Source organism: Halomonas sp. 141 (assembly GCF_002810305.1).
GTDB classification, from domain to species: Bacteria; Pseudomonadota; Gammaproteobacteria; order Pseudomonadales; family Halomonadaceae; genus Vreelandella; species Vreelandella stevensii.
This window is the reverse complement of the sequence record NZ_PINZ01000011.1, coordinates 15,838-28,307: the sequence shown is the minus strand read 5'-3', so window position 1 is coordinate 28,307 and position 12,470 is coordinate 15,838. Positions and strand designations below refer to the sequence as shown.

General features: G+C 60.7%; 9 protein-coding genes. 7 read left to right on the top strand and 2 right to left on the bottom strand.

Going from position 1 to position 12,470, the window contains the following annotated elements; translation table 11 throughout:
- The first annotated feature begins 2 nt into the window (after window positions 1-2).
- Complete coding sequence (locus tag CWI66_RS07270) at window positions 3-1,028, top strand: CobW family GTP-binding protein (protein ID WP_081138709.1); 1,026 nt, start codon at window positions 3-5, stop codon at window positions 1,026-1,028.
- Here the strand turns inward: CWI66_RS07270 and CWI66_RS07265 are convergent.
- A complete protein-coding gene (locus tag CWI66_RS07265; protein WP_232710789.1) occupies window positions 1,002-2,900 on the bottom strand; it encodes a putative bifunctional diguanylate cyclase/phosphodiesterase in 1,899 nt (632 codons plus the stop codon). The genes CWI66_RS07270 and CWI66_RS07265 overlap by 27 nt on opposite strands.
- Window positions 2,901-3,073: 173 nt before the next feature.
- Between CWI66_RS07265 and CWI66_RS07260 the strand changes: the two genes are divergently transcribed.
- Entirely contained in the window at window positions 3,074-3,979 is a 906-nt protein-coding gene (locus CWI66_RS07260) for a LysR family transcriptional regulator (protein WP_100731324.1), read from the top strand.
- A gap of 213 nt (window positions 3,980-4,192) precedes the next feature.
- Here CWI66_RS07260 and CWI66_RS07255 read toward each other — a convergent pair whose 3' ends face one another.
- The gene (locus CWI66_RS07255; RefSeq protein WP_100731323.1) at window positions 4,193-5,710 is read right to left on the bottom strand and encodes an NCS1 family nucleobase:cation symporter-1; all 1,518 of its coding nucleotides are present in this window, start codon (window positions 5,708-5,710) and stop codon (window positions 4,193-4,195) included.
- Window positions 5,711-6,292: 582 nt separating this feature from the next.
- On the opposite strand from CWI66_RS07255, the gene CWI66_RS07250 reads away from it, so the two are divergent.
- From CWI66_RS07250 to CWI66_RS07230, 5 genes are all read left to right on the top strand, one after another.
- Entirely contained in the window at window positions 6,293-7,159 is an 867-nt protein-coding gene (locus CWI66_RS07250) for a nitrilase-related carbon-nitrogen hydrolase (RefSeq protein WP_100731322.1), read from the top strand.
- Between the two features lie 34 nt (window positions 7,160-7,193).
- Complete coding sequence (gene hydA, locus CWI66_RS07245) at window positions 7,194-8,633, top strand: dihydropyrimidinase (protein WP_100731321.1); 1,440 nt, start codon at window positions 7,194-7,196, stop codon at window positions 8,631-8,633.
- Between the two features lie 70 nt (window positions 8,634-8,703).
- On the top strand, window positions 8,704-10,083 hold the full coding sequence (locus tag CWI66_RS07240) for an NAD(P)-dependent oxidoreductase (protein WP_100731320.1): 1,380 nt from the start codon (window positions 8,704-8,706) through the stop codon (window positions 10,081-10,083).
- Window positions 10,080-11,423, top strand: coding sequence for an NAD-dependent dihydropyrimidine dehydrogenase subunit PreA (preA, locus tag CWI66_RS07235; RefSeq protein WP_100731319.1), 1,344 nt, complete (start codon window positions 10,080-10,082; stop codon window positions 11,421-11,423). The genes CWI66_RS07240 and preA overlap by 4 nt, the downstream gene beginning before the upstream one ends.
- Before the next feature lie 199 nt (window positions 11,424-11,622).
- On the top strand, window positions 11,623-12,465 hold the full coding sequence (locus tag CWI66_RS07230; protein WP_100731352.1) for an ABC transporter substrate-binding protein: 843 nt from the start codon (window positions 11,623-11,625) through the stop codon (window positions 12,463-12,465).
- Window positions 12,466-12,470: the final 5 nt, after the last annotated feature.

The following is a 12,470-nucleotide window of genomic DNA, read 5'->3' as shown; positions in this document are numbered from 1 at the left end:
CGTTGGCGCTTGAGGCACTCGTACCCGTGCATATCGTGACCGGCTTTTTGGGCAGCGGGAAAACCACGCTGATTCATCAGCTGATCGAGCAGAAACCCGCCCATGAAAAATGGGCCATTCTGGTCAACGAGTTCGGTCAGATCGGCATCGACCAGACCATGTTCACTGCCCGTGATGACGTGGTGGTCAAGGGCCTGCCTGGCGGCTGCCTGTGCTGCCAGCTGGCGTTCGTGCTGCAGGCGGCGCTGGTCAATCTGCTGGCACGCCAGAAACCCGACCGGGTGATCATCGAGCCCTCTGGGCTTGGGCACCCCGCCGGGCTGATGGATTTGCTGCAGGGTGAGGCTTTCCGGGACGTGGTGGCGGTGCAGGACATCATCGCCACCCTCGACCCGCGTCGGCTGGATGAAGCACGCGTGCGAGCGCATGAGACTTTTCAAGATCAGCTGACCATGGCCGATGCCGTGGTCATCACTCTGGCCGACATGGCCAGCGACGCACAACATGCACGGGCCGAGCAGTTCATCGACACGCTCTGGCCGCCGCGCAAATGGGTGCATAGCACCCAGCAAGGCCCCCTACCCATTGACCGCCTGCTGAGCCCTTCGCCCCCCCGCCCTGCGGCGCCAACCGCCATGCCCGCCGCGCACCGGGCTCTGGCCACCAGCGGCCCCAGCCTCGAAGGGGCATTCTTCGATCTCCCTCCGCCCCTCGGCAAGGCGCAGCAGCAGTCCGCCAGCGCTCTGGGCTACACCAGCACTGGGGTGCGCTGGCACCCCGCCGAACGTTTCGACCTGGACCGTTTGGCGCTATGGATGAGCGAACTACCCGCCACCGCCAGGGTGAAGGGCGTCTTTCATACGGACGATGGCTGGAAGCAGCTCAACCGCGCCGAAGGCACCCAGCGCGTGGCCGCCAGTGCCTGGCGACAAGACTCCCGGCTGGAGGTGATTACCCCTGACGGCACGCTGCCCCTGGCTGATGCTACGCTTCCTGATCAGCTACGCGCCCTGGGCGCCTGGCGGTGAGGGACGTTGCGCGCGCACGGCCTGCTCCATTTCCTCCACCGGCATGGGCCGCCCGAACAAGTACCCCTGAAACGCATGGCACCCGTGGGCCATGAGCCAGGCCTGATGCGCCGGGGTTTCGACCCCCTCGGCGATGACATCCAGATTCAGGCTCTTGGCCAGGGCAATGGTACTTTCGACGATGGCAGCATTGGCACTGCTCTCGAGCACCTGCTGCACGAAGGACTGGTCGATCTTCAACTGATCCAGCGGGAGCTGTGCCAGATACGCCAGCGACGAGTAGCCGGTGCCGAAGTCGTCCAGCGAGAAGCGAACACCGCGCGCCTTCAGGCTTAGCATCTTGTCACGGGCATCGTCTCGGGCGTCGACGAACAGCGTTTCGGTGACTTCCAGCTTCAACCGCTCGAGCGGGGCTCGGGTGCGCTGGAACACCTGCTCCACTCGATGTAGAAAATCGCTCTCGCGGAACTGCAGAGGGCTGATGTTGACTGAAATGGTCAGCTGCTCGAACCCCGGCTGGTGCTGCCACGCAGCCAACTGATGGCAGGCTGCCTCCAGCACCCACTCGCCTACGTCGTTGATCAAGCCGGTGCTTTCTAGTAGCGGAATGAACTCACCGGGCGACACCAGCCCGCGTTCAGGATGGTGCCAGCGTAACAGCGCTTCGACGCCCTCGATGCGCCCCTGTTCATCCACCTGGGGCTGATAGTGCAGCAGCCACTGCTGGTGATCCAGCGCCAGACGCAGGTCAGACTCCAGCTTGACCCGTGCCAGCAGCGCGGCCTGCATGGAGGGGTCGAAAAAACGTAGGCCGCGCCGGCCACTGGCCTTGGCCTGGGAAAGCGCCATGTCCGCCTGCTGCAGATAATCATCGGCACTGCGTTGGCTGTCGGCCATGACGGTGATGCCCACGCTGGCCGTGACCGACGCCTGCTCATCCCCCACCTGGATCGGGGTATCCAGCGCTGCCATCAGCTTGCTGGCGATATGCTCGGCCAGCGCCTGCGTTTTACGCGAGCTGCCATCCACTCCCTCGACCAACACGGCAAATTCGTCGCCGCCCAGTCGCGCCAGAGTATCCGTATCGCGCAGCATCTGGCCAAAACGGCGTGCCACGTTCTGCAACAGCCGGTCACCGATATGATGCCCCAGGGTATCGTTGACATGATTGAAGCTATCCAGGTCCAGCAGAATCAGCGCTCCGCAGCGCTGGTGGCGGTTCAGCTCCTTGAGGGCCACGCCGATTCGGTCGATGAACAGGCGACGGTTGGCAAAGCCGGTCAGCGGATCGTAGAACGCCAGCTGATGAATTTCCTGCTCGGCCGCCTTGCGCTCGCTGATGTCACTCATGGTAGCCACATAGTGGGTCAAGCTGCCGTTGCGGTCGTGCACGGCACTGATGGTCAGCCACTCGGGAAACAGCTCGCCGTTCTTGCGCTGGTTCCAGATTTCTCCCTCCCAGCTTCCCGTGGAGAGTACGCTGCGCCACAAACACCGGTAGAAGGCGGCATTGTGGTGCCCAGAGCTGAACATGCGTGGGTTCCTGCCCACGACCTCTGCATCACTGTAGCCGGTGATGCGCTTGAAAGTGTCGTTCACTTTCAGGATCGTGCCCCGTGCATCGGTCACCATGATGCCCAAATGTGCCTGAAATGCAGCGGCAGCAATTTGCAGCTCCACTTCGGCGCGTTTTGCGTCTGTTACCTCACGGGTCACGGAAAGCGCTCCTTCTAATTCGTCCGGTTGTTGGGTGCTGCTCACCAAAGGGCTCAAGGTGGCATGAAAATCGTGCGACTGCTGGCCCAATGGCAGCGAATACTCGAACGTGGCCACCTGACCAGTGCGCTGCACCTGCTGGAACACGTCAGGCATCCCGTGGGCGCACCTGATAGAGTGAAAAAAAGACAGAGGAAGATACACCAGCCCGGAACACGGGTGGGATTGTTAAAGTGTGACGCGATGTTTTTTTGATGTATATCAATTTTTGGCAAAAACCGTCATCAAAATCCTCATATCGGTATGACCGGCAGGGCAACGAGGCAGCCATGGCATCTCTGGGACAAATGAGCGATTACGAAATACGCCTGGTGCGTATCTTCAAGACCGTGGTGGAGTGCGGTGGCTTCACCGCAGCAGAAACGACGCTGGGCATCAGCCGCTCGGCCATCAGCCAACACATGAGCGACCTGGAGAGCCGCCTGGGGTTTTCGCTTTGCCAGCGAGGTCGCGGTGGGTTCAGTCTGACCGAAGAGGGCAAGGAGATTTACCAGGCCGGCCTGACCCTGCTGACTGCCCTCGAAACCTTCAAAAGCGATGTCAATGCACTGCATCACACCATCAAGGGCGAGCTGAATATCGGCATCACCGATAACCTGGTGACGCTACCCGCCATGAACGTTACCCACGCCCTGGCGGCGCTGACGGCGCCCAACCATGCGGTCACCGTCAATATTCATATGGAACCCTCGGACGCGGTGATCCGGGGCGTCATGGATGGGCACCTGCACGTCGGGGTGGTGCCTGCCGTGAACCTGCCCACCAGCCTGGAAACGCGCTGGCTTTACGACGAGCCGTCATACCTATACTGCTCGGCAGAGCACCCCTTGTTTCCACAGGCCGATGAGAGGCTCGAAGCAGGCGACATTGCCCAGCACCCCGCCATACAGCCCCGCTACCCGCTACCGGAAAAGGCCCGCCAGGCCCACGAAGCACTCAACCGTCGAGCCTCTGCGTCAGACCGGGAAGGCGCTGCCTTCCTGATCCTGACCGGGCGCTTCATTGGCTTTCTACCCGAACACGTGGCCGCCCAGTGGGTCAGCGCAGGCAAGATGCGCGCCCTGCTGCCCCAGCACTACGCCTATCGCATCCCGTTCGTGCTAATTACCCGCCACGACCGCCGCCCCAACCGCGTGGTGGATGCCTTCCTGGGGCTGGTGAAGGAAGCCAACTAGGCTTTGTACGAAAAGTCGGCGAGCGATGGCCAGACAAGGCAAAAATCGGCGAAAAGACGGAGTTTACAAGGTGTAAATGAGTACTTTGATCGGACTCGCGCACGAGCCGATTTTTAACGCCGTATGGGCGAGCATAGGCAATTTTCGTACAAAGCCCAGCGGCGCAGCCCGCCAGGCTCTGCCCGACAGCTAGCTGCGCCATGCGCTACCGCATCAAGGCTGGCGAGCCGCCTCGCTGGCCATCAGCGGCACAGGGCCTGCCTGGGGAGACGACGCCAGCGTACGGCTGGCGACGTAATACACCAGCGCCCCCAACGCCGAGCCCGTGAACCAGCCGTAGTCATAGAACCAGTTCATGGTACCGGTCAGCAGCGACAGCAGGGTCAGGCTCACCGGAATGCCGAAGGCAATGAATCCGGCGATATTGACCGCGGGGTAAGCCTGGTGGTCCATGTACAGGCTAGGCACATCCAGGCGCTGGCGTTTGATCAGGAAATAATCCACCGCCATGATGCCTGCAATCGGGCCCAGCAGGCTGGAGTAGCCCAGCAGCCAGTTGGAGTACATCTGCTCCAGTGAAACGCCCTGGCTCACCACTCCCGCCTTTTGCAGCAGGTCGTAGCCCATCAGCAGCACCCCCACGGCGCCGGTCATCAGCACGCCACGGGTTTGGTTGATCAGCTTGGGGGCAATGTTCTGAAAGTCATTGGTGGGTGAGACGATATTGGAAGCGGTGTTGGTCGAGATGGTCGCCACGATGATCAGCAGCATGGCCATGATGACCCAGAAAGGGCTGTCGATATAGCCGATCAGGCGCACCGGGTCGGCCACGGTTTGGCCTACCAGCGTTTCCGAGGCGGCGGTCAATACCACGCCCAGGGCAGCAAAGAAGAACATGGTCAACGGCAAGCCCAGGATCTGCCCGACGATCTGGTCCTTCTGGCTCTTGGCGAAGCGGCTGAAATCAGGAATGTTCAGTGACAGCGTCGCCCAGAAGCCCACCATGGCCGTCAGGCCAGCAAAGAAATAGCCATAAACCGAAGCCCCTTCCGGGCGCGACGGCGGCTGGGCCAGCAGTTCGGTCATCGACATGTGCGGCCACGCCCACATCATCAGTCCGATCCCCACGGCTAACAGCAGCGGTGCCGCCAGGGTTTCCAGCCACTTGATCGACTCGGCCCCGCGAATTACCACGTACAGGTTCATGGCGCCAAACACGAAGAAGCCAATTACTTCGCCGACGCCACCCAGCGCCGCCCAGGCGGGAAACAGCGCCGACAGCAGCAGGTGAATGGCCAGCCCGCCAAACATGGTTTGAATGCCAAACCAGCCGCAGCCTACCAGCGCCCTGACCAGGCAGGGCACGTTGGAACCCAAGATGCCAAACGAAGAGCGCAGCACCACCGGAAAGGGAATGCCGAATTTAGTGCCGGGAAAAGCGTTCAGCGTTAGCGGAATCAGCACGATCACATTGGCCAGCAGAATGGCCAGTAGCGCCTCGCCAACGCTCAGCCCAAAGTAGGCCGTGAGCACGCCGCCCAGGGTGTAGGTAGGCACGCAGATCGACATACCGACCCACAGCGCCGCAATGTTCCATTTACTCCAGGTACGCTCTTTTGCTTCGGTAGGCGCAATATCTTCATTGAAGCGAGCGCTTTCACGCACATCATCTTCCACTGCCAGTTCGACCAACCCCTGCTGATCGATCATTCGAGATTTAGCTGCCGTCATTGTTGTCTCCTCAGCCTCGCCATTGCCTTTTTATCTTCAAAGGTTCAGCAAGTTGTGCAGCAATAAACGTGCCTAAACGCACGCCCACGGCACTAACCCATTGAACACAAAGCTGACTTGATAGACATATATAATAGCGACGCCTTTCGTATCGTTGTTGTTATACGCGCGGGGATTAAAACCTCATAAAAAGGGTAGCGGCATCCCTATAAAACGCACCATCAAGATGCAAAAGAAATCAAAATCAACCAATAAAAAAACAACAAGATACTGATAAATATGAATAAAATATAAAAACCATAATAGTGCAACGCTTCACCATATTGACAAAAAAGCCAGGTTAAAAAATTAAAAAACTGCAAAAACAAACACTTAAAACCTCACGTGCTTTTCTATAAAAACTGCTTGCAAACAGCCTTCATCCAGCGCTATGTTCAAAAAGCTGTCCAATATGACAACTTTTTGAACAATAATAATTCCCGACCGTGAGTCGCGTTCATGACACGCCCAGCACCGAGCGATACACGACTGACTTCCCATCCATTCGGAGGTCGTCGCGTTATGACAAAAGAGGGGTAGTCCATGCAGAAAATGAAGATTGGCCTGATCCAGATGGCCCTGAATACCAGCACCGATCAGGAACCCGGCGTCATTCGTGACGCGATGAACGAAGCGCACCTGCCCATGATTCAGCAAGCCGCCGAGCAAGGCGTGCAGGTGCTGTGCTTTCAGGAAGTGTTCAATCAGCCCTATTTTTGCCCCAGCCAGGACAGCAAGTGGTACGCCGCCGCCGAGCGAGTGCCGGAAGGTCCCACCTGCCAGATGATGCAAAAGCTCGCGGCCGAGCACCGCATGGTGATCATCGTCCCTATCTATGAAGAGACCGAGACCGGCGTTTACTACAACACCGCCGCCGTGTTCGATGCCGACGGCAGCTACCTGGGCAAATACCACAAGACACACATTCCCCAGGTGGCTGGCTTTTGGGAGAAATTCTTCTTCAAACCAGGCAAATCCAACTGGCCGGTTTTCGATACCGCCTACGGCAAGATCGGCGTGTATATCTGCTACGACCGCCACTTCCCGGAAGGCTGGCGGGCACTGGCGCTCAACGGCGCAGAGGTAATTTTCAACCCTTCTGCCACGGTGGCCGGTCTTTCCCAATACCTCTGGGAGCTGGAGCAACCCGCCTCCGCCGCCGCCAACGGCTGCTTCATCGCCGCTATCAACCGGGTTGGCACCGAGGCGCCCTGGAATATCGGCGACTTCTACGGCTCCAGCTACATCGTCAACCCACGCGGCAAGATCGAAGCCCAGGCCAGCGCCACGGAAGACGAGCTGCTGGTGCATGAGATCGATTTAGACATGGTGCGCGAAGTGCGCAACAACTGGCAGTTCTTCCGCGACCGCCGCCCCGAAACCTACACCCGCCTCACCGACGGTGAATGATTCTGCTGGCTAAACACAACGACAGGAGCGAACCATGAGCTTATTGATCAAGGGCGGCACGGTGGTCACCCACGCCGACACTTACCGCGCCGATGTGCTGTGTGTCGATGGCAAAATCCACGCCATTGGCACCGACCTGGACGTGCCGGAAGGCTGCGAGATCGTCGATGCCAGCAACCAATTGGTGATGCCTGGCGGCATCGACCCCCATACCCACATGCAGATGCCCTTCATGGGCGCGGTGGCCAGCGAAGACTTCTACACCGGCACCGCCGCCGCCATGGCGGGCGGCACCACCACGATCATCGACTTCGTGATCCCCAGCCCCGGCCAGTCGCTGCTGGAAGCCTTCGAGACTTGGCAGGGCTGGGCGGAAAAAGCCGCCACCGACTTCGCCTTCCACGTGGCGATCACCTGGTGGGATGAGAGCGTTAAAGAGGAAATGGGCACCCTGGTACGCGACCACGGGGTCAACAGCTTCAAGCACTTCATGGCCTACAAGGGCGCCATCATGGCCACCGATGACATTCTGGTGGAGAGCTTTTCCCGCTGCCTGGAGCTGGGAGCGGTGCCCACCGTGCATGCCGAAAACGGCGAACTGGTTTACCACATGCAGCAGAAGCTGCTGGCCCAGGGCATCACCGGGCCGGAAGCCCACCCGCTTTCCCGCCCACCGCAGGTAGAAGGCGAAGCCGCCAGCCGCGCCATTCGCATTGCCTCCACCCTCGGCGCGCCGGTCTACCTGGTACACGTCTCCACCAAAGACGCGGTGGATGAAATCGCCTACGCCCGCCAGCAGGGCCACCCGGTGTTTGGCGAGTGCCTGGCGGGGCACCTGGTGATCGATGACAGTGTTTACCAGCACCCGGACTGGGCCACCGCCGCCGCCCATGTAATGAGCCCGCCTTTCCGGCCCAAAGGCCACCAGGAAGCGCTCTGGCATGGCCTGCAATCTGGCAATCTGCAAACCACCGCTACCGACCACTGCTGTTTCTGCGAAGAGCAGAAGGCCGCCGGGAAAGATGACTTCACCAAGATCCCCAACGGCACTGCGGGTGTGGAAGACCGCCTGGCCGTGCTGTGGGACGAAGGGGTGAATACCGGCAAGCTCTCGCCCCAGGAGTTCGTGGCGGTCACCTCCACCAACACCGCCAAAATCTTCAACCTCTACCCGCGCAAAGGGGCGATTCAGGTGGGTGCCGATGCCGACCTCGTGGTCTGGGACCCCAACGGCACCCGCACGATTTCCGCCAGGACCCACCATCAGAACGTCGATTTCAATATTTTCGAGGGCAAGACGGTGCGCGGCATTGCCCGCCATACCATCAGCCAGGGCAAATGGACCTGGCGGGATGGCGAGCTGCACGCCGAGCGCGGCGCAGGGCGCTACTTGGAACGCCCCGCCTACCCCGGCGTGTTCGAGCTGCTCGCAAAACGTGCCGAGCTGAATGCCCCCGTGGCGGTCACTCGCTGAGCCTAGCCCCACAAAGAACAGACGCCCCACGAAGAACAGAACGATCCAGAAGGACCAGGGAGAAACGACCGTGACCCATTCACTTGATCATCTGCCCAGCGCAAAAGAGGTCGGCACCTACGACCCAGCGACGCTGGCAAGCAACTTCAGCGACCTGCATCCGCCGCTGACGCCGCGCCAGGCCATCATCGAAAGCCAGCGCTGCCTGTACTGCTATGACGCGCCCTGCGTCGAGGCCTGCCCGTCGGACATCGACATTCCCAGCTTCATCCGCCAGATCAGTGACAACAACATTAATGGCGCAGCAGCAACTATTCTGGAAGCCAATATCCTCGGCGGCAGCTGCGCCCGAGTGTGCCCCACGGAAATCCTTTGCGAACGCAGCTGCGTGCGTAACCACGACGCCGAGTGCCAGCCGGTACTGATTGGATTGCTCCAGCGTCACGCTACCGATCACATGCAGTTCGATAGCCACCCCTTCAAGCGGGCCGCCAGCACTGGCCGCCATGTTGCCGTGGTGGGCGCGGGGCCTGCGGGCCTCTCCTGCGCTCATCGCTTGGCCATGCTGGGCCACCAGGTCACCATCTTCGAGGCCGAGCAAAAGCCTGGCGGGCTCAACGAGTACGGCATTGCCCGCTACAAGATGACCGACGATTTTGCCCGCAAGGAAGTCGAATTCCTGCTGGACATTGGCGGCATCGACCTCCAGTACGGCCAACGTCTGGGCGACAACCTCACTCTCGATACCCTGCGCCAGCAGTACGACAGCGTGTTTCTGGGTTTAGGGCTGGGGGCCAGCCGCACGCTAGGGCTGACCGGCGAAGATGCACCGGGCCTGATGCCCGCCGTGGACTACATCAAGACCCTGCGCCAAACCGATGACCTGGGCACCCTGGCCGTGGCCAAGCGCTGCATCGTGATTGGCGCTGGCAATACCGCCATCGACATGGCCACGCAAATGGCGCGTTTGGGGGCCAAGGAGGTCACTCTGGTGTATCGCCGTGGCACTGAGGCGATGTCCGCCACCGACCACGAACAGGAGATTGCCAAGGCCAACGGCGTGCGTATGGTGACCTGGGCCCAGCCGGACGAAATTCTGCTGGACGCCCAAGGGCGAGTGGCAGGCATGCGTTTTGCCCACACCGCAGAGCAGCAAGGCAGCCTCTCCACCACGGGTGAGACCTTCGAGATCGCGGCGGATGCCATTTTCACCGCCATCGGCCAGGGCTTCGAGGGCGACAGCCTACGCGATGCCACCGCCTCCGAACTGGCCCGAGATGGCGAGCGCATCCACGTCAATGAGCTGTTCCAGACCTCATTGCCCAACGTTTATGCCGGCGGCGACTGCGTCAAACCCGGCCAGGACCTCACCGTGCAGGCCGTGCAGCACGGCAAGCTGGCCGCCCACGCCATCCATCAAGCGCTCGCCGCCCAGCAGGAGGCCGCATGAACACCACACCTTTCAACACCCTCTCTTTTCCAGGCAAGAAACATAGCGGCGACAGCGTGGTGAACGGCGTCGATCTGTCGGTGAACTTTGCCGGTATCAAAGCCCCCAACCCCTTCTGGCTGGCCTCGGCCCCGCCTACCGACAAAGCCTACAACGTGGTGCGCGCCTATGAAGCGGGCTGGGGCGGCGTGGTATGGAAAACCCTTGGCGAAGAGCCCGCGGCGGTGAACGTCTCCTCCCGCTACTCGGCCCACTACGGCAAAAACCGCGAGGTGATCGGTTTCAACAATATCGAGCTGATTACCGACCGTTCGCTGGAGATCAACCTTCAAGAGATCACCCAGGTGAAGAAGGATTGGCCGGACCGGGCGCTGATCGTCTCCATCATGGTGCCCTGCAACGAGGAGGCCTGGGCGTATATCCTGCCGCGGGTGGAAGCCACCGGCGCAGACGGCATCGAGCTCAATCTGGGCTGCCCCCACGGCATGCCGGAACGCGGCATGGGCGCAGCGGTGGGCCAAAACCCGGATTTGATCGAAAAAGTCACCTACTGGTGTAAAAAGCACTACTCCAAACCGGTCATCGTCAAGCTCACCCCTAACATCACCGATATACGCGTGGGTGCCCAGGCGGCATTGCGGGGCGGCGCCGATGCAGTCTCGTTGATCAACACCATCAACTCCATTACCAGCATCGATCTGGACAACATGGTCGCCAAACCCACCGTAGGCCATCAGAGCACCCACGGCGGCTACTGCGGCAGTGCGGTGAAACCCATCGCCCTGAACATGGTGGCAGAAATTGCCCGAGACCCAGCCACGCCCACGCTGCCCATTTCCGGTATTGGCGGGATCTCCACTTGGCGGGATGCTGCGGAATTCATCGCCCTGGGCGCGGGCAGCGTGCAGGTGTGCACCGCGGCCATGCTCAATGGCTTCCGAATCGTGGAGGAAATGAAAGACGGCCTCTCCCGCTGGATGGCAGAGAAGGGCTACGACTCCATCGAAGCGTTTTCCCGCAAGGCGGTACCGCAAACCACCGACTGGAAGCACCTGGACATCAACTTCAAGACCATCGCCCATATCGACCAGGATCTGTGCATCGAGTGTGGCCGCTGCTATATCGCCTGCGAGGACACCTCTCACCAGTCGATTGCCAAGCTCACCGAGCAGGACGGCGCGCGCCGCTACGAGGTCATCGAAGACGAGTGCGTGGGCTGCAACCTGTGCCAGATCACCTGCCCGGTGGAAAACTGCATCACCATGGTGCCTCAGGAAACCGGCAAGCCCTTCCTCGCCTGGGACGACGACCCACGCAACCCCTTCCGCGTCGCCTCTTAGTCGCCTGGTTGCTTGATCACCATGCGCCACCACGACCGCCTCTACGGAGGCGGTCACATTTTCTGCAACGTGCCGTTCCCCTTTCAACACGCGACAACGCCGCTGCTTGCTGAGATGATGAGAAATTATTTCATATAACTATATTTCTCAAAGAGCAGCTGTGTTTCTCAAAGCTGTGTTCCTCAAAAAAGGGCTTCTCATGAAAGTAACCGCCATCGCCACTGCACTACTGCTGACCAGCGCCGCCGCGAGCGCCGACCAGCGCATTGCCACGTTTGATCTAGGCAGCCTGGATACGCTGGGCGCCCTGGGGGTGAGTGAACAGGTGGTGGGCGTGCCCAAAGCCAGCTTGCCGAGCTACCTCGAACAGTATGCCGCCGACCGCTACACCGACATTGGCGGCCTGCGCTCCCCCGACATGGAGGCACTGGCAGAGGCCAACCCGACGCTGATCGTACACACCGGCCGCCAGGCAGAGTGGGCCGACGCGCTGGGCGAGATCGCCCCGCTGTTCGATGCCAGCGTGACCGGTGAGGCGTATCTTGACTCCGTCGAGCGCAACGTGCGTGAACTGGCTAGCCAGCTGGCGGTGGAAAACGCGGCCGAAGAGGCCCTGCAGACGCTGAATAGTGAAATCGAGCGTCAGCGGGAAGCCCTGCAGGACGCCCCGACGACGCTGGTGGTCACCCATAATGGCGGCAACCTGATGCTCAATCAGCATCCGGTGGTTCATGAAGTATTGGGCATTGCTGCCCTGGAGATGCCCGAGAGCGTGTCCCCCGAAGTACGCGGCGAACGCACCTTTACGCCGCTTTCCGCTGACGCCATTGCCGAGATCGACCCTGAGATCGTGCTGGTGATCGACCGCAGTGCGGCCATTGGCAACGAGCCAGCAGACGCCGAGCAGCTTCGCCAGCAGTGGGCGGAAGCGGGCACGGACGCCCAACTGGTGATGCTCACCCCTGCGCTTTGGTACCTCTCTGGCGGCGGCCTGCAGAGCCTGGCCCTGCAAATCGAGGAAGCGGCCAGCGCGCTCAACTAGGCGCT

What these genes read in the sequence shown, in the direction of transcription:
- CWI66_RS07265 (WP_232710789.1), bottom strand. Translation starts at nt 2,900, where the DNA reads ATGCCTGACGTGTTCCAGCAGGTGCAGCGCACTGGTCAGGTGGCCACG.
- CWI66_RS07260 (WP_100731324.1), top strand. Translation starts at nt 3,074, where the DNA reads ATGGCATCTCTGGGACAAATGAGCGATTACGAAATACGCCTGGTGCGT.
- CWI66_RS07255 (WP_100731323.1), bottom strand. Translation starts at nt 5,710, where the DNA reads ATGACGGCAGCTAAATCTCGAATGATCGATCAGCAGGGGTTGGTCGAA.
- CWI66_RS07250 (WP_100731322.1), top strand. Translation starts at nt 6,293, where the DNA reads ATGCAGAAAATGAAGATTGGCCTGATCCAGATGGCCCTGAATACCAGC.
- hydA (WP_100731321.1), top strand. Translation starts at nt 7,194, where the DNA reads ATGAGCTTATTGATCAAGGGCGGCACGGTGGTCACCCACGCCGACACT.
- preA (WP_100731319.1), top strand. Translation starts at nt 10,080, where the DNA reads ATGAACACCACACCTTTCAACACCCTCTCTTTTCCAGGCAAGAAACAT.
- CWI66_RS07230 (WP_100731352.1), top strand. Translation starts at nt 11,623, where the DNA reads ATGAAAGTAACCGCCATCGCCACTGCACTACTGCTGACCAGCGCCGCC.